At 73.6% G+C, this 24,484-nt stretch carries 2 protein-coding genes (1 of these 2 only partly in view); both read right to left on the bottom strand.

Annotated features, from left to right (window positions below; all coding sequences use genetic code 11):
* Window positions 1–8,285, bottom strand: the 5' portion of a protein-coding gene (locus ACERZO_RS18825; protein WP_444843224.1) for an SDR family NAD(P)-dependent oxidoreductase. The gene continues 3,988 nt to the left of window position 1, outside the view; 8,285 of the gene's 12,273 nt are visible here — the first part of the coding sequence; it begins with the start codon at window positions 8,283–8,285; the stop codon falls past the left edge of the window.
* Window positions 8,285–24,484 carry an SDR family NAD(P)-dependent oxidoreductase gene (locus tag ACERZO_RS18820; protein ID WP_372665979.1) on the bottom strand — a complete coding sequence of 5,400 codons (16,200 nt, stop codon included), beginning with the start codon at window positions 24,482–24,484 and terminating at the stop codon, window positions 8,285–8,287. Before ACERZO_RS18820 ends, ACERZO_RS18825 begins: the two co-directional genes overlap by 1 nt.

Raw genomic sequence — 24,484 nt, 5'->3', positions numbered from 1 at the left:
GTGTCCAGGCCGGCCGACCGCACGTCGGCGGACCGGGCGCCGTCCGGCCAGTACCGGTCGCGCTGGAAGGGATACGTCGGAATGTCCACGAGCCGGGCGCCGGCCGGGAATTCCCAGCCGACGTCGACGCCGTGGACGTGGGCCTCGGCCAGGGAGGTCAGGAACCGCCGCAGGTGTCCCTCGCCGCGGCGGAGCGAGCCGATCGCGACGGCGCCGATGTCGGCGACGCTCATCGTGAGCACCGGGTGCGCGCTGGACTCGACGAACACCGTGTGCCCGTCGGCCATCGCCGCCCGGACCGCGCCTTCGAAGTCGACCGGCTCGCGGACGTTGCGGTACCAGTACCCGGCGTCCAGGACCGTCGGGTCGAGCAGGGACGCGGTGACCGTGGAGTAGAACGGCACCTCGCCCACCCGGGGTGTCACGTCGGCCAGCCCGGCCAGCAGGCGGTCGCGGATCCCGTCCACCTGCGGCGAATGGGACGCGATCGTGCCCGGCACCAGCCGGGTCCGCACGCCGGCCGCCGCGCATTCCGCGGCGAACCCGGCCAGCGCGTCGAGGTCGCCGGCCACGGTCGAGGACGCGGGCCCGTTCTTCCCGGCCACCGACAGCCGGCCGTCCCACCGGGCCGGCGAGATCTGCTCGGCCGGGAGGGCCACCGCGAGCACGGCTCCCTTGCCCGCCATGGTCTCCGCGAACAACCGGCTGCGCGTCACGACCACCCGGGCCGCGTCGGCGAGCGACAGCGCTCCGGCGACGCAGGCGGCCGCGACCTCGCCTTGCGAGTGACCGATCACCGCGGCCGGCTGCACGCCGTAGGACTGCCACAACCCGGCCAGCGACACCATGACCGCGAACAGCGTGGGCTGCACGACCTCGACCCGCTCCAACGCCGATTCGTCCCGCAGCGCGGCCAGGACGTCGATGTCCGAAAGGGACGCGATGGCCGTCGCGCACTCGCGCATCCGCTCGGCGAACACGGGTGCGGACTCCAGCAGCTCGGTCGCCATCCCGGCCCACTGCGAGCCCTGTCCCGGGAACACGAAGACCGCCTCGGCCGACGTCGGCGCGTCGCCGGTCACCGCGCCGAGGTGCGCGAGCAGTTCCTCGCGGGTTTCGCCGATCGCCACCGCGCGGTGCCGCATCGCCGAGCGGCCGGTCGCCAGGCTGAAGCCGACGTCGGCGGGAGTCAGTCCGGGGTGCGCCAGCACGTGCGACCGCAGTTCGTCCAGCCGAGCCGTCAAGGCTTGGGCGCTGCGGGCGGACACCACCCACGGCACCGGCGCCGAAGCGTCCGATGTGGACGGTGTCGGCACGTCGGCCGGGGCTTGTTCCACCACGAGGTGCGCGTTGGTACCGCTGATCCCGAAGGACGACACCCCGGCGCGGCGCGGCCGGCCGGTCTCCGGCCAGTCCTCGGCCTCGCTCAGCAACCGCAGGCCGGCCAGCTCCGGCAGCGGCGTCTCGACGTGCAGGGTCTTCGGCAGCACGCCCTCGCGCAGCGCCTGCACCATCTTGATCAGCCCGGCCACGCCCGCGGCCGCCTGCGCGTGGCCGATGTTGGATTTGACCGAGCCCACGCGCACCGGCCCGTACGCGGCCGACAGGGCCTGCGCCTCGATCAGGTCACCGAGGCGGGTGCCGGTTCCGTGCGCCTCCACGACGTCCACTTCGGACGGTTGCAGGCCCGCGTTCGCGAGCGCCTGGCCGATCACGCGCTGCTGAGCCGGCCCGCTCGGCGCGGTCAGCCCGTTGGACGCGCCGTCCTGGTTGACCGCCGAACCGCGCACCACGGCCAGGACGCGGTGGCCGTGGCGCCGGGCGTCGGAGAGCCGTTCGAGCAGGACCAGGCCGAGCCCGTCGGCCACGCCGAACCCGTCGGCGGCCGCCGAGAACGCCTTGCACCGCCCGTCCGCGGACAGCGCCTGCTGCTTGCCGAACTCGATGAAGATGTCGGGGGTCGCCGAGACGGTCACGCCCCCGGCCACGGCCAGCGTGCACTCGCCCTGGCGCAGTGCCTGTGCTGCCAGGTGGATCGCGACCAGGGACGACGAGCACGCGGTGTCCACGGTGATCGCCGGGCCTTCGAACCCGTAGGTGTAGGCGAGCCGGCCCGAGGCGACGCTGTTCATCGTGCCGGTCACCAGGTAACCCTCGACGCTGTCGCGGGCGCTGCCCAGGCTTTCGGCGTAGGCGTTGCTGATCGCGCCGACGTAGACGCCGACCGGCGCGCCGCGCAGCGACGCGGGATCCAGCCCGGCCCGCTCGAAGAGCGTCCACGACCCTTCCAGGAGCATCCGCTGCTGCGGGTCCATCGCGAGCGCTTCCCGCGGGGAGATCCCGAAGAAGCCCGCGTCGAAGTCGGCGGCGTCATACCGGAACCCGCCCCCGCTGGGGCCCAGCCCGCCGACGTCCCAGCCGCGGTCGGCGGGGAACGCCCCGATGGCGTCCCGGCCGGAAGCGACCAGTTCCCACAGGTCTTCCGGAGAGTCCACCCCGCCGGGCAGCCGGCAGCTCATCGCCACGATGGCGATCGGCTCGTCGGCGGCCGCGGCCCGGACGGCGGGCGCCGCCTCGGCCGGCCCGCCGGCCAGTTCCCGGTGCAGCAAGGCGGCCAGCGCCATGGGGGTCGGCTGGTCGAACACCAGCGTGGACGGCAGCCGCAGCCCGGTGGCGGCAGCCAGCCGGTTGCGCAGCTCGACCGAGGTGAGCGAGTCGAAGCCCAGGTCCCGGAAGGCCCGGCCGCGGTCGATCTCGGCCGCCGAGCCGAACCCGAGCACCACCGCCGCGTGCTCGCACACCAGGTCCAGCAGCGCCGGTTCCGAGCGGTCCACGGAGGGTTCGGGCGCGGCTTCGGCCACGCGGCGGGTCCGGCCGCGCACCAGGCGCCGCAGCAACGGCGACTCCGAGCGCAGCGCGGCCGGGTCGAACCGGACCGGGACCAGCACCGCTTCCTCCGCGCCGAGCGCGGCGTCGAACAAAGCCAGCCCTTCCTCCTCGGACAGGGCGGCGATGCCCGACCCGCTGATGCGGGCGCGCTCGCGTTCGTCCAGCTGACCGGCCATGCCGTGGTCCCAAGCGCCCCAGGCCAGGGAGACGCCGGGCAGGCCGTTCGCGCGGCGGTGCTGGGCGAGGGCGTCGAGGAAAGCGTTACCGGCGGCGTAGTTCGCCTGCCCCGGCCCGCCGAGGATCCCGGCCGCCGAGGAGAACAGCACGAATGCGGAGAGGTCGCTGGTCAGCTCGTGCAGGTGCCAGGCGGCGTCCAGCTTGGGCCGCAACACTTCGTCGAGCTGAGCCGGCGTCAACGCGGACACGGTGGCGTCCGCGAGCACGCCGGCGGCGTGCACCACCGCCGTCAACGGCTGCGGGATCGCGGCCAGCATCCGCGCGACGGCCGTGCGGTCGGCCAGATCGCAGGCGACCGTGGTGACGTCGGCGCCGAGTGCGGTCAGCTCCGCGCACAGCTCGGGGGCTTCGCCCCGCCGGCTCGCCAGCACCAGGTGCCGGATGCCGTGCCGGGTCACCAGGTGCCGGGCGAGGAGGCCGCCCAGCGCGCCCGTGCCGCCGGTGATCAGCACCGTGCCGTCGAGGGGTTTCGGCACGGTCAGCACGACCTTGCCGACGTGCTTGGCCTGGGCGAGGTGCCGCAGCGCCTGCTCGGCCCGGCCGAGCGGCCAGGTCGTCACGGGCAGGTGGCGGAGCACGCCCCGCTCGAACAGGACGACGATCTCGCCGAGCATCTCCCCGAGCCGGTCGGTACCGGCTTCGAACAGGTCGAACGCCTGATACGCAACCTCGGCGGGTTCCCGGATGTCGGTCTTGCCCATCTCGAGGAACCGGCCACCGGGCCGCAGCAGCCGCAGCGACGCGTCCACGAACTCCCGGGCCAGCGAGTTCAGCACCACGTCGACGCCGCCGAACTTCTCCTCGAAGCCCAGTTCGCGCGACGAGGCGAAGTGGTCGTCGTCCAAAGTGGACGCCGCCTGCTTGCCCGGGCCCGCGGTGCCGAACACCTCGGCGCCGAAGTGCCGGGCCAGCTGGACCGCCGCCATCCCGACCCCACCGGCCGCCGCGTGCACGAGCACCCGCTCCCCTGCCTGCACTGCGGCGAGGTCGTGCAGCCCGTAGTAGGCGGTGAGGAACACCAGCGGCACCGCGGCGGCCTGCTCGGCGCTCCAGCCGGCCGGGATCGGCGCCAGCAGCCGCTGATCGGTCACGGTCAGCGCGCCGAACGCACCCCCGAACAGGCCGAACACCCGGTCGCCGGGCCGGAAGCGGGTCACGCCCGGACCGGCTTCCGTGACCACCCCGGCTCCTTCGCAGCCGATCGCCGCCTTGCCGGGGTACAGGCCGAGGGTGACCATCACGTCGCGGAAGTTCACACCGGCGGCGCGCAGCTCGACGCGCACCTCGCCGGGGCCGAGGGGCCGGTCCGCCTCCGGCGCCGGGACCCACGCGAGGCCGTCGAGGGTGCCCGGGGTGGCCACGTCCAGGCGCTTGCTGCCCGTGGTGAAGCGGGTGAGCCTGGGTGCGTAGCCGACGCCGGCGCGAATCGCCAGCTGGGGTTCACCGGCGCCGAGCAGATCCGGCAGGATCCGTGTCGACTCGGGATCGTCGTCGACGTCCACCAGCAGGAACCGGTCCGGGTGCTCGTTCTGCGCGGACCTCAGCAGGCCCCACACGGGGGCGTTCGCCAGGTCCGTGACGTCGCCGAGGGCCACGGCCCCCTCGGTGACGAACGCGAGCCGTTCCGGTCGCTCGTCGGCGAGCCACCCCTGCACCTCCGCCAGTGCGCGGCGCGCCGCCTCTCCACCACCTTCGGGAAGGTCGGATCCGGTGTCGTACCTGGTCAGGACCACGTCCGTGGCGGGCGAGCCGGCCGGCACCGGGACCCACTCGACGCGGTACATGCTGTCGTGCTTCGAGTCCACCGCGGCGGGCCGGAGCGCCAGCGAGCCGATCGAGGCCACCGGCAGCCCGGTGCCGTCGGCGAGCTGCAGGGTGACGGCACCGGGTCCGGCCGGGGTGATCCGGACCCGGACCGTCGACGCGCCGGTGGCGTACAGCTCGACGTCGTGCCAGGCGAACGGCAGCCGCGCGAGGCCGGAGTCGCCGAGCGGCCCCAGGCCGATCGCGTGCAGCGCCGCGTCGAGCACCGCCGGGAGGTGGGCGTCCTGGAGCGCGACTTCGGCGAACACCTCGTCACCGCGCCGCCAGGCCGCCCGCAGCCCGCGGAACGCCGGTCCGTAGCGGAGCCCGGCGTCGGCGAGCCGGTCGTAGTGGTCGGTCACCTCGAGGGCGACGGCCTCGGCCGGCGGCCAGTCGGTGAGCCGGGACGTCTCGGGCGCGCCCTCGGACAGCAGGCCACTGGCGTTGTGGACCCACCCGGCGCCGTCGCGGGAGTGGATGGTCAGCGCGCGCTGCTCGTCCACCCGCAGCTGCAGCTCGATCTCGCCGGTGGCGGGCAGGACGATCGGCGCGTGCAGGGTGAGCTCGGCGACCCGGCCGCAGCCCACGCGGTCACCGGCCTGGACCGCCAGCTCCAGCAACGCCGTACCGGGCAGGAGCACCGAACCCAGCACCGTGTGGTCGGCCAGCCAGGGGTGCGACCGCAGCGACAGCTTCTTGGTCAGCAGCAGGCCGTCGACGCCGGCCAGGTCGACCGAAGTGACGTCGTTCTCGCGGGGCGCGTCGAGCCAGAACCGCTTGCGCTGGAAGGCGTAGGTGGGCAGTTCGACCGTGCGTGCCCCGGTGTCCGCGAAGTACTTCGTCCAGTCGACCGGGACACCGCGTCCATGCAGCCGGGCCACCGCGGTGACGACCGCGTGCGGCTCCGGCCGGTCCCGGCGCAGGGCGGGCACCAGGGCCGCGTCCGTGTCCCCCACGCAGTCCTGGCCCATCGCCGACAGCACGCCGTCCGGCCCGACTTCCACAAAGGACCGGAGGCCGAGGCCGAGCAGGGTCTGCATCCCGTCGGCGAACCGGACCGGTTCGCGCACCTGGCGCACCCAGTACTCCGGGTCCGTGACGTCGCCGGCCACGATCTCGATCTCGGGCGGCCGGAAGGAAAGGCGCGAGACGACCCGGCGGAAATCCGCGAGCATCGGCTCCATCCGAGCCGAGTGGAACGCGTGGCTGACCCGCAGCCGCTTCGGCTCCTCGAACCGGGCGGCCACGGCCAGCACGGCGTCCTCGTCACCGGAGAGCACCACCGACGCCGGGCCGTTGACCGCCGCGAGGTCGACGCCCTCGCCCAGCAGCGGCCGGATCGCCTCCTCGGTGGCCCGGACGGCCACCATCGCGCCGCCCGCCGGAAGTTCCTGCATCAGGCGCCCCCGCGCGGACACCAGCGCACAAGCGTCCACAAGGGACAGTACGCCCGCGACGTGCGCCGCCGCGATCTCGCCGACCGAGTGGCCCAGCACCGCGTCCGGGCGCAGTCCCCACGACTCCAGCAACCGGAACAGCGCGACTTCGAGCGCGAACAGGGCGGGCTGGGCGAACCCCGTCTGCTCCAGCGCTTCGGCGTCCGTCCGGAGGTCGAGGTGGGTGCCGATCTCGTCCCACGCGCGGGCGAACACCGGGAAGGTCGCGGCCAGCTCACGTCCCATGCCCGCCCGCTGGGAACCCTGGCCGGAGAACAGGAACGCGACCCCGCCGGCCTCCGCCGCTGGTTCGCTCCCGAGCTGGTCGAGGGCGGTGATCAGGGTGTCCCGGTCGTCGGCGACGACGAAGGCGCGTTCGCCGAGCACCGCCCGGCCGGCCAGGGTGCGCGCCACGTCCAGTACGTCGACGTCCGTCCCGGCCAAGTGCGCCGAGAGACGCTCGGCTTGGGCGCGCAACGCCGCCGCGCTGTGGGCGGACAGCAGGCACGGCACCGGCCCCTCGAACCGCTCACCGGTCTCTTCCGGTGGCGGGGCCTGTTCCAGGATCGCGTGCGCGTTGGTCCCGCTGGCGCCGAACGACGAGACCGCGGCCCGGCGGACCGGATCCGGCCACGGACGCCGCTCGGTCAGCAGCTCGACCGCACCCGCCGCCCAGTCGATCTGCGCGGACGGGGAGTCCACGTGCAGCGTCTTCGGCAGCGTGCCGTGCCGCATGGCCAGGACCATCTTGATCACGCCCGCCACCCCGGCCGCGGCCTGGGTGTGCCCGATGTTGGACTTGACCGAGCCCAGCCACAGCGGTTCGGCCCGGTCCTGGCCGTAGGTCGCCAGCAGGGCGTGAGCCTCGATGGGGTCGCCGAGGGTGGTGCCGGTGCCGTGCGCCTCGACGGCGTGGACGTCGGCGGGCGTGAGCCGCGCGTCGGCCAGGGCCTGGCGGATCACGCGTTGCTGCGCCGGTCCGCTCGGCGCGGTCAGCCGGCTGCTCGCGCCGTCCTGGTTGACGGCGCTTCCCCGCACCAGCGCGAGCACCGGGTGGCCGTTGCGCCGGGCGTCGGCCAGTCGTTCGAGCACCAGCACGCCGGCGCCTTCGGCGAAGCCGGCGCCGTCCGCCGCGGCGGCGAACGCCTTGCACCGGCCGTCCGGGGCCAGGCCGCCCTGCCGGCTGAAGTCGATGAACGTGCCCGGCGTGGCCATCACCGCCACGCCGCCGGTCAGGGCCAGCGAGCACTCCCCGCGCCGCAGCGACTGGCTCGCCAGGTGCAGAGCGACCAGCGACGACGAGCACGCGGTGTCCACGGTGACCGCCGGGCCTTCGAGGCCGAAGGTGTAGGACACGCGGCCGGAGACGACACTGGGTGAGCTGCCGATGCTGAGCTGTCCCTCGAACCCGTCCGGGATGCGGTGCAGGCGGCTCGCGTAGTCCTGGTACATGACGCCGGTGAAGACACCGGTGTCGCTGCCCCGCAGGGAACGCGGGTCGATGCCGCCGTTTTCCAGGGCTTCCCAGGTGGTTTCCAGCATCAGCCGCTGTTGCGGGTCCATCGCCAGCGCCTCGCGCGGGGACACGCCGAACAGGCCGGGGTCGAACATCGCGGCGTCGTGGAGGAAGCCGCCGTGGCGCGTGTAGCTGGTGCCGGTCCGGGCCGGATCGGCGTCGTAGAGCGTGTCGAGGTCCCAGCCGCGGTCGGTGGGGAACTCCGAGACGGCGTCGACGCCTTCGGAGACCAGCTCCCACAGGTCGGCCGGGTTCGTCACGCCGCCGGGCAGCCGGCAGCCCATGCCGACGATCGCGATCGGCTCGGCCGCCGCCGACCGGGCTTCGCGCAACTGGCTGCGGGTCTGCTGCAGGTCGGCGATGGTCCGCTTGAGGTAGTCGCGCAGTTTCTGTTCGTTGTCCACTAGAGGATCCCCAGATCGTCGTCGACCAGCTCGAACAGTTCGTCGTCGGTGGCGGAGTCGAGGCTCGTGGTGTCCGCGCCGCCGCCGAGGCCCGCGAGTAGTGCCCGCAGGCGGCCCGCCACGGCCAGGCGCGTGTCGTCGTCGGCCGATTCCCGCAGCCGGGCCTCCCAGCGGTCCAGCTCGTCGAGCGGTGACCACGGGCCGCCCACCAGGTCGCCGTGCAGGCGCCGGGCCAGCGCGACCGGGGTCGGGTGGTCGAACAGCACCGTGGTGGGCAGCCGCACGCCGGTCGCCGCCGCCAGCCGGTTGCGCAGTTCCAATGCGGTCAGCGAGTCGAAGCCCGCGTCCAGGAACCCGCGTGCCGGCTCGACCAGGTCCGGCGAGGGATGGCCGAGGACCGTCGCCGCGTGTCCGCGCACCAGGTCCAGCAGCGCGCGGTGCTGACCGGCTTCCGGCAGCGTCGCCAGGCGCTGGGCGAACCCGGTTTCGACCTGGACCGGCGGCTTGGGGGCGACCAGTCCGCGCAGGAGGCCGGGCACTTCCCCGACCGCGGTGACGTCGAGCCGGAGCGGGACCAGCACCGGCTCGTCCCGGGCGCAGGCGGCGTCGAACACCGCGAGCCCGTCGGCCGCGGACAGCGGGCGCACACCCCACTGGGACATCCGTGCGACGTCGGTCTCGCCCAGCCCGCCGGTCAGCCCGCTGCGCGGTTCCCACATCCCCCACGCCAAGGAAACCGCGGGCAGTCCGGCGGCCCGGCGGTGGCGCGCCAGCGCGTCCAGGAACCCGTTCGCGGCCGCGTAGTTGCCCTGTCCCGGAGTGCCGAACACGCCGGCCGCCGAGGAGAACAGCACGAACTGCGAGAGGTCCTTCGTCAGTTCGTGCAAGTGCCAGGCCGCGTCGGCCTTCGGTGCCAGGACGGCGTCGACCGCGTCCGGAGTCAGGGAACCGATGACGCCGTCGGCCACGACGCCGGCGGCGTGCACCACACCTCGCAGCGGGAACTCGGCCGGTACCCCGGCGAGCACGCGAGCGAGCGCGTCCCGATCGGAGACGTCGCAGGCGGCCACCGTCACCAACGCCCCCGCGGCCTCGAGGTCCGCCACCAGATCGGGAGCGTGCCCCTGCCGGCTGACCAGGACCAGGCTGCGGACGCCGTGCCCGGCGACGAGGTGCCGGGCCACCAGCCCGCCCAGGACCCCGGTGCCGCCGGTGATCAGCACCGTGCCCGTCGTGTCCCAGACGGCGGTCCCGGGTTCTCCGGTCACCCGGGTCAACCGGGGAACCCGGACGGTCCCGTCCCGGACTTCGCACTCCGTCTCCCCGGCGGCCAGCGCCGCCAGGACCGCGTGCGCCGGGAGGTCGCCGTCGCGCAGGTCGACGAGGGCGAACCGGTCCGGGTGCTCCGAGCAGGCCGACCGCACCAGGCCCTGAACCGCCGCGCAGGCGAGTTCGGCGCCCCGGGTCACGATCGCCAGCCGCGAGGCGGCGAACCGGCCGTCGGCCAGCCATTCCTGCAGCACCGCCAGCATCCCGGCGGTGGCTTCCCGCACGGTTTCGCCGGGGTACTCCAGGAAGACGGTCGCGGGGACGTCCCGCAGTCCGGCCAGGTCCGTGACGACCGTGTGCGATCCTTCCGGCGCTCCTTCGGGAGCGGGGCTCCAGTCCACCCGGAACAGCCGGTCGTGCGGGGTGGGCGAGCGCAGCGCCAGCGCGTCCACCCGGGCGACGTCGTGGCCACGGTCGTCGGAGAGCCGCATCGAGACGATGTCGTTGTCCCGCACCGAGATCCTGACCCGGAGCGCCGACGCGCCGGGCGCGGTGAGCGTGACCCCGCTCCACGAGAACGGCAGGGCCGGCTTGGTCCGGTCGGCCCCGAGGACGTGCAGCGCCGCGTCGAGCAGCGCGGGGTGCAGCCGGAACCGGCGTGCTTCCGGCCGGAGCCGCTCGGGAAGCGCCACTTCGGCGTAGAGGTCCGTGCCGGCCCGGAACGCCGACCGCAGGCCGCCGAACGCAGGTCCGTAGCGGTAGCCGAGCCCGGCCAGCTTGTCGTACAGCTCGGGCAGGTCGAGGGGTTCCGCGTCCGCGGGCGGCCACGGTACCGGTTCGCCGGACGCGTGGGTCTCGGCGGTGAGGACACCGGAGGCGTGCCTCGTCCAGGAGGCGTCCTCCGCTTGGGAGTACACTCGCACGGGCCGGTGCCCGGACTGGTCGGGGCCGTCGACCGTGAGCTGGATCGTGACGGAGCCCGGCACCGCCAACGGGGACTCGAGCGTCAGGTCGGCCACCGCCGGGGCACCGACCTGGTCGCCGGCCCACAGCGCGAGGTCGAGGAAGGCCGTGCCGGGCAGCAGGACCGTGTCCCCGACGGCGTGCTCGGCGAGCCAGGGCAGCCGGTCGGGGTCGAGCCGGCCGGTGAACACCGTCGTGGCCGAGTCCGCCAATGTGGTCACCGTGCTGACGAACGGGTGATCGTGCAGGCTCGCGTCCGTGTCGTCGGCGTTCAGCCAGTAACGCTGCCGCTGGAAGGGGTACGTGGGCAGGTCCACCAGCCGGCCGCCGTCGAGGACGGGCGTCCAGTCGACCTCGACGCCCTGCACATACGCCTCGGCCAGCGACGTCAGGAACCGCTCGAGCCCGCCCTCTCCGCGGCGCAGTGAGCCGATGGCGGTACCCTCGATGTGCGTGGTCAGCACCGGGTGCGGGCTCATCTCCAGGAACACGGCATCGCCCAGGGACTGCACGGCCTGCTCGAACCGCACGGTCCGGCGGAGGTTCTGGTACCAGTACTCGGCGTCGAAGGTCGCGGTGTCGAAGACGGTGGAGCAGAACGGGATCGTCGGCCGGCTCGGCGTGATCCCGTCCAGCGCCACGAGCAGCTCGTCCCGCACGGACTCCACGTGCACCGAATGCGACGCGTAGTCGACCGCGATCCGCTTGCCCGGAACAGCCCGCAGCAGCTCGTCGATGGCGTCAGGATCCCCGGACACCACCACGGAAGCCGGCCCGTTCACCACCGCCACCGACAACCGGGCGTCGAGCACGTGCCCCTTCGGAAGCGTCACCGACGCCATCGCACCCCGGCCCGAAAGCCGCTCCGCGATGAGCCGGCTGCGCTCCGCCACGACCTTCGCACCGTCCTCAAGGGACAATGCACCGGCCACACAGGCGGCCGCGATCTCCCCTTGCGAGTGCCCCACCACCGCGTCCGGCTCGACCCCGAACGACCGCCACAACCCGGCCAACGACACCATCACCGCCCACAACGCGGGCTGAACGACTTCGACACGTTCGCTGTTCAGCGCGGCCCGCAAATCGAGCGGCGCCAGCGCGGCGGCGCAGCGGTCCATCCACTCCGCGAACACCGGCGACGAGTCCCACAGCTCCGCCGCCATCCCGACCCACTGCGAACCCTGGCCCGGGAAGACGAACACCGTCTTCCCCGAAGGCCGGACAACTCCCTCGACGGTCCGCTCCGCCACCAGCACCGCGCGATGGTCGAAGGCGGCACGACGCGCCAGCGAATAGCCGACGTCGACCGCCGTCCCCGGACACTCGGGCAGCCGCCGGATCTGTTCCCGCAACGCGTCCGCGGAATGAGCGGACACCACCCACGGCACCAGCCCGCCGCCCGGCCGGTCGGCGACCTCGGCCGGCGGTCCCTGTTCGATGATCACGTGGGCGTTGGTGCCGCCGACCCCGAAGGCCGAGACACCCGCGCGTCGCGGCCGGTCCGCCGCGGGCCAGCTCACCTGCTCCGTGGCCAACGACACCGAGCCGGCCGTCCAGTCCACAAAGGACGACGGCCGGTCGATGTGCAGGCTCGCCGGTACCACGCCGTGCCGCATCGCCAGCACCATCTTCAGCACCCCGGCCACGCCCGCGGCCGCCTGCGTGTGCCCGATGTTGGACTTCACCGAACCCAGCAACACCGGTTCGGTCCGGTCCTGCCCGTACGTCGCCAGCACGGCCTGCGCCTCGATCGGGTCACCCAGCCGGGTCCCGGTGCCGTGCGCCTCCACGACGTCCACGTCGGCGGAAACCAGACCCGCGTTGACCAGGGCCTGCCGGATCACGCGCTGTTGCGCGGATCCGCTGGGCGCGGTCAGCCCGTTGGACGCGCCGTCCTGGTTGACCGCGCTGCCGCGGATCACCGCCAGCACGGGGTGGCCGTTGCGTTCGGCCGCGGACAGCGGCTCGACGAGCAGCATGCCCGCGCCTTCGCTCCAGCCGGTGCCGTCGGCGGCGTCCGCGAACGGCTTGCAGCGCCCGTCGGCGGCGATCCCGCCCAGCCGTTCGAACTCCGCGAACGCGCCGGGACCGGCCATCACCGTGACACCACCGACGAGCGCCATCGAGCACTCGCCCTGCCGCAGCGCCTGGCACGCGTTGTGCAACGCCACCAGCGCCGACGAGCAGCCGGTGTCGATGGTCAGCGCCTGGCCCTCCAGCCCGAAGGTGTAGGCGATCCGGCCCGAGAGCACGCTGCCCGTGCTGCCGGTGGCCAGGTACCCGGCGAAGTCCGCCGGCGCCTGGTGCATCCGCGGGCCGTAGTCCTGGGCGAGCGCGCCGACGAACACCCCGGTCCGGCTGCCGCGCACCGACGCCGGATCGATGCCCGCCCGCTCGAAGGCCTCCCACGAGCACTCCAGCATCAGCCGCTGCTGCGGGTCCATCGCGGTCGCCTCGCGCGGCGAGATGCCGAAGAAGCCCGCGTCGAACTCGGCGGCGTCGTAGAGGAACCCGCCGCTGCCGGACCCGGTCCAGCCGCGGTCGGCCGGGAACTCGGCGATCGCGTCGGTCCCGTCGGCGACCAGCCGCCACAGGTCCTCGGGTGAGGTGACCCCGCCGGGGAACCGGCAGCTCATCGCCACGATCGCGATCGGCTCGCCGGTGGGCGTGGCCGCCGGCGCCGGTTCCGGCGCGGACCCGGTCAGGTAGGCGGCGAGCGCGGCGCAGTTCGGGTGGTCGAACACAACCGTCGGCGGCAGGTTCGAGCCGGTCGCGTGGTTCAGCCGGTTGCGCAGTTCGACGGCCGTGACCGAGTCGAAGCCCAGCTCCCGGAACGCACGTCGCACGTCGACCGCGTCCCCGGAGTCCATCCCCAGCACGGCCGCCACCTGCGCGCGGACCAGCGGAAGAGCGTCGCCGACGACCGGACGCGGGGCTTCGGGCTCTTCGAAGACCTCGGCCAGCAGGGGACGCTTGCGCGCGACGGAGTAGGCGGGACCGAAGACCGTCCAGTCGATGTCGGCGACGACCAGGCCGGGTTCGTCGAGCTCCCGGAGCGCGCGCACCGCCATCTGCGGGTCCATTTCGGACAGTCCGAGCCGGCGGAACCGGTCGCCGACGCCGTCTCTCGTCATGCCGTCGCCCGCCCAGGTGCCCCAGGCGATCGAGGTGGCGTTGCCACCCGCGGCCCGGCGCTGCCCGGCGAGCGCGTCGAGGTAGGCGTTCGCCGCCGCGTAGGCGCCTTGCCCGCCGCCACCCCACACGCCCGCGCCGGACGAGAACAGCACGAACGCGTCCAGGGTGGCGTGGTCCAGCAGGGCGTCGAGGTTCGCCGCGCCGGCGACCTTCGCCCGCATCACCTCGGCGGCGTCGTCGATCTCGGTCACCGGTGTGCTGTGCTGGCCGACGCCGGCCGCGTGCACGACGGCCGTCAGGTCCGGCAGTGACGCGAGCAGGTCCCGGACGGCGTCGCGGTCGGCCACGTCACAAGCGGCGAAGGTGACCTTGTCGCCCAGTTCGGCCGCGAGCTCGGCCGCGCCGGGGGTGTCGGGACCGCGGCGTCCGGCCAGCACGACGCGCTCGGCGTCGTTCCGGATCAGCCACCGGGCGACGTGCGCGCCGAGTCCGCCGGTTCCCCCGGTGACCAGCACGGTGCCCCGCGGCCGCCAGACGCGCCCCGGCCGGGTGCGCGGGGCGCGCACGAGGCGTCGCGCGTAGGTCCCGCCGGCGCGGACCGCGACCTGGTCCTCGTCGCCGTCGAGCGCGGCGGCCAGCCTGCCGAGGACCCGGTCGTCGACGTCCTCGGGCAGGTCGATCAGGCCGCCCCGGCGTCCGGGGTGTTCGAGCCCGATCGTCAGCCCGAGGCCCCAGAGCTGTGCCTGGTCCGGTCGGCGCACGACGTCTCCCGGTGCCGCCGCGACGGCGCCGGACGTCACCAGCCACAGCGGCGCGTCGCTGTCCTCCAGCAGGCGGACCAGCTCCAGGGTGTCGTCCACCGCGAGGAACGAGAGCACTCCGACGGCCTCGTCAAGGCGCTCGGAAAGCCGGCTCAACGCGACGGCTTCCACGTTCGGGCCCAGGTCCGCGGTGCCGCCGTCGGGCACGACGGCGAGCCAGTGTCCGGTCAGGGCCTGCTGCGTCTCGGGCAGCTGCCGCCACGCGATCCGGTAGCGCCAGTCGTCCATTGTGGATACTTCGGTGCGGTGCCAGTAGCGCTGGTGCTGGAAAGCGTAGGTGGGCAGGTCCACCAGCCGGCCGTCTCCGAGCAACGGCATCCAGTCGACCTCGACGCCCTGCACGTACGCCTCGGCCAGCGACGTCAGGAACCGCTCAAGCCCGCCTTCGCCGCGGCGCAGTGAGCCGACCGCGGTGCCGGGGAGATGCATGGTGAGCACCGGGTGGGGGCTCATCTCCAGGAACACCGCATCGCCCAGCGACTCGACGGCCCGCTCGAACCGCACCGTCCGGCGAAGGTTCTGATACCAGTACTCCGCGTCGAAAGCCGCCGTGTCGAACACGGTGGAACAGAACGGGATCGCCGGCGGATTCGGGGTGATCTCATCCAGCTCCGCCAGCAGCTCGGCGCGCACCGACTCCACGTGCACCGAGTGCGACGCGTAGTCCACCGCGATCCGCTTGCCGGGAACGGTCCGCAGAAGCTCGTCGATGGCCTCGGGGTCCCCGGACATCACCACGGAAGCCGGGCTGTTCACCACCGCCACCGACAACCGGTCGTCCAGGACGTGGCCTTCGGGAAGCGTGACCGACGCCATCGCACCCAGGCCGGCGAGTTTCTCGGCGATGAGCCGGCTGCGGGTGACCACGACCCGGGCACCGTCCTCAAGCGACAGTGCTCCCGCGACGCAAGCCGCGGCGATCTCACCCTGCGAATGGCCCACCACCGCGTCCGGCTCGACGCCGAACGACCGCCACAACCCGGCCAGTGACACCATCACCGCCCACAACGCGGGCTGCACCACCTCGACCCGGTCACTGTCCAGCGCGGCCCGCAAATCGAGCGGCGCCAGCGCCGCCGCACACCGATCCATCCACCCGGCGAACACCGGCGACGAATCCCACAGCTCCGCCGCCATCCCCGCCCACTGCGACCCCTGGCCGGGAAAGACGAACACCGTCTTTCCCGGGGGCCGAACCGCCCCTTCGACGGTCCGGTCCCCCAGCACCACCGCGCGGTGGTCGAAGGCGGCACGACCACGCACCAGCGAATAGCCGACGTCGACGGCAGGCCCGGGATGCATCCGCAACCGGGAAACCTGCTCCCGCAACGCGACCTCCGACCGCGCGGACACCACCCACGGCACCAGCTCGCGATCCGGCCGATCGCTCACCTCGGGAGCCGGTCCCTGCTCGATGATGACGTGCGCGTTCGTCCCGCTGACCCCGAAGGACGACACTCCGGCCCGTCGCGGCCGGTCCGCCTCGGGCCACGCCACCGGCTCCCGCGCCAGCGTCACCGCGCCCGAAGCCCAGTCCACGACCGGCGACGGCTCGTCCACGTGCAAGGTGGACGGGACGACGCCGTGCCGCATCGCCAGCACCATCTTCATCAGCCCGGCCATCCCGGACGCGGCCTGGGTGTGGCCGATGTTGGACTTCACCGACCCCAGCCACAACGGTTCGGTCCGATCCTGGCCGTAGGTCGCCAGCACGGCCTGCGCCTCGATCGGGTCACCGAGCCGGGTCCCGGTACCGTGGCCTTCGACGACGTCCACTTCGGACGGCCGGAGACCGGCGTTCGCCAGGGCCTGCCGGATCACCGACTGCTGGCTCGGTCCGTGCGGTGCGGTCAGCCCGTTGGAGGCGCCGTCCTGGTTGACCGCGCTGCCCCGCAGGACCGCCAGCACCCGGTGCCCGTGGCGAGTCGCGTCCGACAGCCGTTCCACGACGACCAGACCCACGCCCTCGGCCCAGCCGGTGCCGTCGGCGGCGCCGGCGAACGACTTGCACCGCCCGTCCGCGGCCAGGCCGCCCTGCCGGGCGAACTCCTCGAACAGCACCGGCGACGACATCGCGGTCACCCCGCCGGCCAGCGCCATCGTGCTCTCGCCCCGCCGGACCGATTCGGCCGCCAAGTGCAGGGCGACCAGTGACGACGAGCACGCCGTGTCGACCGAGATGGCCGGGCCCTCGGTCCCCAGCACGTACGCCACCCGGCCGGACACCACGCTGCCGGCGCCACCCGTCAAGCCGTAGTCGCCGTCGGTCCGGTAGTCGCCGCGCATCGCGCCGACGAAGACGCCGAGATCGGTGCCCCGCACGGACGACGGGTCGACCCCCGCCCGTTCCAGCGCCTCCCAGGAGCACTCCAGGACCAGCCGCTGCTGGGGGTCCATGCCCAGGGCTTCCCGGGGCGAGATCCCGAAGAACTCCGCGTCGAACCCCGCCACGTCGTCGACGAACCCGCCGAAGCCGGTCCCCCAGCCCCGATCCACCGGGAACGACGACACGACGTCCCGGCCGCCGGCCACCACGTCCCACAGGTCCTCCGGCGAAGCCACCCCACCCGGGAACCGGCACGCCATCCCCACGAGCACGACCGGGTCTTCATCGGACACCCGGCGCTCCGCGGGCTTGTCGTCCGGCGCGCGTTCCAGCAGCCGGTCGGCGATCGCTTCCGGTGTCGGGCAGTCGAAGATCAGCGTGCTGGGCAGTGCGATGCCGCAGGCCGCCGCGAGCCGGTTCCGCAGCTCGACGCCGGTCAGCGAGTCGAAGCCCAGCTCCCGGAACGGACGGCCATGGGCCATCGCGGCCGCCGACGGGTGCCCCAGGACCGCGGCCGCGTGGGTGCGGACCAGGTCGAGCGCGGCCTGGTACCGCTCGGTCTCGGGGAGGTCCGCGAGCGCCCGGCCGCGGTCCGCCGTCGCGGGCTTGGCCAGCTCGCGCCACAGGGTGACGTCCGCGCGCAGGGCGCGCGGATCGATCCTGGTCGCGACCACCGCGGCGCGGTCGGCGCCCAGGGCGGCGTCGAACAGGTCCAGTGCCTGCGTGGTGGGCAGCGGGGCCATTCCGTCGCGCGTCAGCCGCCGGCGTTCCAGTTCGCCGACGCCGCTGGTCAGGCCGCTCTGCTCGGCCCACAGCCCCCAGGCCATCGACACCGCGGGCAGGCCGCGGGCCTTCCGGTGGGCCGCCAAGGCGTCCAGGAACGCGTTCGCGGCCGCGTAGTTGCCCTGCCCGGCCGTGCCGATGACGCCGGCCATCGACGAGAAGAGCACGAACTGGGACACGTCCTTCGTCAGGTCGTGCAGGTGCCAGGCGGCGTCGACCTTCGGTGCGAGCACCGCGTCCAGGCGCTCCGGGGTCAGCGACTCGACCAGGCCGTCGTCGAGGACGCCCGCCGCGTGGACGACGGCGTCGACCGGGTTGTCCGCGAGCAGCCGGGCCACCTGGGCGCGATCGGCGAGGTCGCAGGCGACCACGTCCACCGCGACCCCCAGCTCGGTGCCCAGCCCGGGCGTCGCGGTGCGGCTCACCAGCAGCAACCGCCGGACGTCGTGCGCGGTCACGAGGTGCCGGGCCAGCAAGCGACCCAGCGTCCCGGTCGCGCCGGTCACCAGCACCGTCCCGCGCAGCGCGGGACCGGGCTCGGCGGTCAGCTTGCGGAGCCTCGGCACGAGGACCGCGTTGCCGCGGACGGCCAGCTGCGGTTCGTCCAGCCCGACGACGTCCGGCAGCGAGCCGGAGTCGTCCAGGTCGGCGAGGACGAACCGGCCGGGGTGCTCGGCCTGCGCCGAGCGGACCAGTCCCCACACCGGGGCGTGGAGGAGGTTCGGGTCGGTGGCCGTCGCGTTCCGGGTCACGAGGACGAGGCGCTCGTCCGGCGTGTGCTCGTTCGCCAGCCAGTCCCGGGTCACGTCGAGGACCTGCGCCAGCACCTCGCGGACCGCCGACCCCAGGGCCTGGTCCGGTTGTGGGCACTCGAAAACGGTGGTGATCGCCAATTTTCCGGCGAAGGGCGCGGGCGTCCAGTCCACTTCGTACAAAGTGCGGCGAGCCTGGCCCACCGGGCGGAGCGTCAAGGATTCGATCGTGGCCACGGGCTTGCCGTCGGGGTCGGTCAAGGTGACGGCGAAGGCGCTTTCCCCGGCCGGGGTCAGCCGGACGCGCAGCGTGGTCGCCTCCGTTGCCACGTAACGCACTCCGGCCCACGCGAACGGCACCCGCAGGCCACCGCCGTCGAGCAGCAGCGGGTGGAGTGCCGCGTCGAGCAACGCCGGATGCAGGGCGAACCCGTCCGGCTCGGGGAGGAGGTCGACTTCGGCGAACAGTTCCTCGCCGCGCTGCCAGACCGCACGCAGTCCCCGGAACGAGGGCCCGTACTCGAAACCGGTCTCCGCCAGCAAGTCGTACCGGACTTCCCGGGGGATCGCCCCTTCCGGCGGCCACACCGCCGAGCCGAACCCGGTCGGCGGCTCGGTCGCGGCCAGCGATCCGCTCGCGTGCCGGTGCCACTCGGGGTCGCCGGCCGGCCGCGCGTGCACGCTCACCGGCCGGCACCCGGTGTCGTCGACCGCACCCACCAGTACCTGCACATCCACGAAGTCCTTTGTGGACAGTTCGAGAGGCGCCTCGACCGTCAGCTCCCGCACGAGCCCGGCGCCCGCGTGGCCGGCCAGTTCGAGGAAGCCGGTGCCGGGGAACAAGACCGTGCCCGCCACGACGTGGTCGGCGAGCCAGGGGTGCGCACGCAGCGAGATCCGGCCGGTGGACAGCGATCCGGCGCCGTCGGCCAGCTCGACCGTGGTCGCCAGGATCGGGTGTCCCGCCCCGGTCGCCGGCCGGGCGTCGAGCCAGTACTGGCGGTGCTGGAAGGGGTACGTCGGCAGGTCGGCCAGCCGGCCGTCCGCGAGCAACGGCATCCAGTCGACCTCGACGCCCTGCACGTACGCCTCGGCCAGCGACGTCAAGAAACGCTCGAGCCCGCCTTCGCCGCGGCGCAGTGAGCCAACCGCGGTGCCGGGGAGGTGCATGGTGAGCACCGGGTGCGGGCTCATCTCCAGGAACACACCGTCACCCAACGACTCGACGGCCTGCTCGAACCGCACAGTCCGGCGAAGGTTCTGATACCAGTACTCCGCGTCGAAGGTCGCCTCGTCGCACACTGTCGAACGGAACGGGATCGCCGGCCGGCTCGGCGTGATTCCGCCCAGCGCCGCGAGAAGCTCATCGCGCACCGACTCCACCTGAGCCGAATGCGACGCGTAGTCCACCGCGATCCGCTTACCGGGAACGCTCCGGAGAAGCTCGTCGATCGCGCCGGGGTCCCCGGACACCACCACGGAAGCCGGGCCGTTCACCACCGCCACCGACAACCGGTCGTCCAGCACGTGGCCTTCGGGCAATGTCACCGACGCCATCGCACCCAGACCGGAAAGCTTCTCCGCGATGAGCCGGCTGCGCTCCACCACGACCTTCGCGCCGTCCTCGAGGGACAACGCACCCGCAACGCAAGCCGCCGCGATCTCACCCTGCGAATGGCCCACCACCGCATCGGGTTCGACACCGAACGACCGCCACAACCCGGCCAGTGACACCATCACCGCCCACAACGCGGGCTGAACCACCTCGACCCGGTCACTGTCCAGCGCGGCCCGCAAATCGAGCGGCGCCAGCGCCGCCGCACACCGATCCATCCACTCCGCGAACACCGGCGACGAATCCCACAGCTCCGCCGCCATCCCGACCCACTGCGAACCCTGGCCCGGGAAGACGAACACCGTCTTCGCCACCGGCTCCGCGACGCCGTCGACCACCCGATCACCCAGGAGCACCGCACGGTGTTCGAAGGCAGCACGACCGGTCACCAGCGAATAGCCGACATCGACCGCCGCCCCCGGCCACTCGGACAGCCGCCGGATCTGCTCCCGCAGAGCACCATCCGACCGGGCGGACACCACCCACGGCACCAGACCGCCGTCCGGCCGGTCGGCGACCTCGACGACCGGCGCCTGCTCGATGATGACGTGCGCGTTCGTCCCGCTGACCCCGAAGGACGACACGGCCGCCCGCCGCGGCCGGCCCACCTCGGGCCACGCCACCCGCTCCCCCGGCAGCTCGACCGCGCCCGCCGCCCAGTCCACAAAGGACGACGGCCGGTCGAGGTGCAGAGTCGCCGGCACCACACCACGCTGCAGTGCCAGGATCATCTTCACCACCCCGGCCACGCCCGCGGCCGCCTGCGTGTGCCCGATGTTCGACTTCACCGACCCCAGCAGCACCGGCTGGGTCCGGTTCTGGCCGTACGTCGCCAGCACCGCCTGAGCTTCGATCGGATCGCCGAGCCGGGTCCCGGTTCCGTGCGCCTCCACGACGTCGACATCGGCCGCACCCAGACCCGCGTTGACCAGGGCCTGCCGGATCACCCGCCGCTGCGCGCGACCGCTGGGCGCGGTCAGCCCGTTGGACGCGCCGTCCTGGTTGACCGCGCTCCCCCGGAGCACCGCCAGCACCCGGTGGCCGTGGCGGCGGGCGGCGGAAAGCCGCTCCACCACGACGAGTCCCACGCCTTCGGCCCAGCCGGTGCCGTCGGCGGCGTCCGCGAACGCCTTGCAGCGGCCGTCGGCCGCCAAGCCGCCGTTGCGGGCGAACTCCTCGAACAGCTCCGGCGACGACAGCACGGTCACCCCGCCGGCCAGCGCCATCGAACACTCGCCGTCGCGCACGGACCTGGCCGCGAGGTGCAGCGCCACCAGCGACGACGAGCAAGCCGTGTCCACCGACAGCGCCGGGCCTTCGGACCCGAGGACGTACGCGACCCGCCCGGACACGACGCTCGCCGCCCGGCCGGTGACCCCGGCGCCGTCGCCGCCCATCACCCCGACGAAGACGCCGAGATCGCTGCCCCGCACCGTCGACGGGTCGACCCCGGCCCGCTCCAACGCCTCCCAGGAGCACTCCAGGACCAGCCGCTGCTGCGGGTCCATGCCCAGTGCCTCGCGCGGCGAGATCCCGAAGAAGTCCGCGTCGAACCCGGCGACGTCGTCGAGGAACCCGCCGGTTCCGGTGCCCCAGCCCCGGTCCACCGGGACCGAGGACACCACGTCCCGGCCCTCGGCCACGACGTCCCAGAGGTCCTCCGGCGACGCGACCCCACCCGGGAACCGGCACGCCATCCCCACCACGACAACCGGATCGTCGTCCGCCGCCGACCGGACCGCGGGCACGTTCTCGCCGCGGTCACCCGTCAGGTGGGCCGCCAGGTCGGCGCAGGTGGGGTGGTCGAACAGGACCGTGACGGACAGGGCCTCGCCGGTGGCCGCGGCGAGCCGGTCGCGCAGCTCGACCGCGAGGTGGGAGTCGATCCCGAGTTCCCGGAAGGTGGCGTCCACCGCGACGGCCTCCGGCGTCGGATGTCCCAGCACCGCTGAGGTGTGCGCCCGCACGAGGCCCAGCACGTCCCGGGGCGCCTCGCGCACCTCGGGTTCGGGCGCGGTCTCGTCGAGCCAGTACCGAGCGCGTTGGAACGGGTAGGTCGGCAGCCGGACCCGGCCGCCGTCGAACGCCTGTCCCCAGTCCGGCGCCTTCCCGCGCACGTGGAGCCGGCCGGCCGAAGCCAGGATCTCCTCGAGCCCGCCCGCGTGCCGGCACAGCGAGCCGACCACCAGCGCGTCCTCGGCGACCTGCTGCACCGGATGGGTGAGCACGGGGTGCGGGCTGGACTCGACGAAGATGTCGCAGCCCAGCGCGGTCAGCGAGCGGGTCGCGCGCTCGAACTCGACCCGCTGCGAGAGGTTCCGGTACCAGTACGCCGCGTCTAGCTCGGACCCGGCCAGCACGCCGCCGGTCACCGTCGAGACGAACGTGACGTCCGTGGCCACCGGCCGGATGTCGTGCAGGGCCGCGAGGAGCGGTTCACGCAGGGGCGCCATCATCGGCGAATGCGACGCGTGCCGGACGGGGACCCGCCGGACCCGGACGCCGTCGCGTTCGCAGGCGGCGACGAACTCCGCCACCGCCGCGACGTCGCCGCCGACCACGGTCGACTCCGGTCCGTTCACGGCGGAGATCCACAGGCCGTCGGTCACCCGGCCGGCGACTTCCCGCTCCGGCAGGGTCACCGCGGCCATCGCCCCTTCGCCGAGCAGGTCGCGGAAAGCCCGGCTGCGCAAGGCCACGGTCTTCGCCGCGTCCTCGAGCGACAACGCGCCCGCCACGCACGCGGCCGCGATCTCCCCTTGCGAGTGGCCGACGACGGCGTCCGGCTCGATGCCGAAGGACCGCCACAGGGCGGCCAGCGAGACCATCATCGCGAACAGGGCCGGCTGGATGACCTCGATGTCCTGAACTTCGCCGCGAACCACGTCGAGGAGCGAGAAGTCCACGTGCGGAGCGAGCGCGTCGGCGCAGTCCCGCATCCGGCCGGCGAACACCGGGGACGATTCCAGCAAGGCCGCCGCCATGCCGGGCCATTGGGTGCCTTGCCCGGGGAAGACGAAGGCGACCTTGCCCGTGCGCCGCGCGACGCCCGTGATCAGCCCGGGGAACGGCATGCCCTCGGCGAGAGCGGTCAGCCCGGGCAGGACGCGGTCGCGGTCCGGCGCGACCAGCACCGCGCGGTGGTCGAGGGCCGACCGGGTGGTGGCCGTGGAGTGCGCCGCGGCCGCCAGGTCCAGTTCCGGGTGCGTCTCGAGGTGTTCCCGCAGCCGCGAAGCCTGCTCCTGCAACGCCCGGCCGGTCTTGGCCGAGAGCACCCACGGCGCGACGCGCGACCCGCGTGGCGCCGAAGTGCCGGTCCACTTCGCCAGCACGACGTGGCAGTTGGTGCCGCCCATGCCGAACGAGCTCACCCCGGCCAGCCCGGCCCCCGGCCAGGCGCTCGGCCGGTCCTGGACGCGGATCTTCAACGCGTCCAACGGGATCTCCGGGTTCGGGGTGCGGAAGTGCAGGCTGGCCGGCAGCTCCCCGTGCTCGAGGCTGAGCACGGTCTTGAGCAGCCCTGCGACACCCGCGGCGCCTTCCAGGTGGCCGATGTTGGTCTTCACCGAACCCACGAGCAGCGGCTGGCCGGCATCGCGGCCTTCGCCGAGAACCGCGCCGAGCGCGGCAGCCTCGATCGGATCGCCGAGCTTGGTGCCGGTGCCGTGCAGTTCCACGTACCGCACGTCGGCGGGGTCGACGCCGGCCCGCGCGTAGGCCAACCGGAGGCAGTCCTCCTGCGCGGCCCGCTCCGGCGCGGTCAGGCTCCGGCCGCCGCCGTCGTTGGTGACGGCACTGCCCCGGATCACGCAGTGGATCAGGTCGCCGTCGGCCACGGCGTCGGCCAGCCGCTTGAGAACGACGAGCGCGCCACCCTCACCGCGGACGTAACCGTTGGCGCGCGCGTCGAACACCTGGCACCGGCCATCGGGGGAAAGCCCGCCGAACCGCACGGCGGTCAGGGCGCTGTCCGCGCTCAGGTTGAGGGTGACGCCGCCGGCCAGCGCCACCGTGCACTCGTTCGCCAGGAGGCTCGCGCAGGCCGTGTGCACGGCGACCAGCGAGGAGGACTGCGCCGCGTCGATCACGAAGCTGGGACCGCGCAGCCCCAAGGCGTAGGAAACGCGGTTGGCGATCATGCCGCGCTGCACGCCGGTCATGGAATGTGCGCTGATGTCGTCCGGACGCCGTAGATCCGGGTAGTCCTCACGGATCGCGCCGACGAAAACGCCGGTGTTCCCGCCCGGTAGCAGGCCCGCGTCCTCGAGCGCTTCCCAGCCGAGTTCCAGCATCAGCCGCTGTTGCGGATCCATCGCCGCCGCTTCGCGCGGGGAAATCCCGAAGAACGCCGGATCGAAGTCCCCCACCCGATCCAGGAAACCACCGCGGCCCAGGCCCGGATCCACCCGCCCGGCGGGCACCGGGGTCACGGCGTCGGTGCCGGTCCGCAGCAGCCGCCAGAAGGCGGCCGGATCGGGCGCCCCCGGAAGCCGGCAGGACATCCCCACCACCGCGACACCATCGGAAATCCCCAT

It is taken from the genome of Amycolatopsis kentuckyensis (genome assembly GCF_041679295.1).
Lineage (GTDB): Bacteria > Actinomycetota > Actinomycetes > Mycobacteriales > Pseudonocardiaceae > Amycolatopsis > Amycolatopsis kentuckyensis_A.
This window is presented reverse-complemented; position numbering and strand designations above follow the sequence as displayed.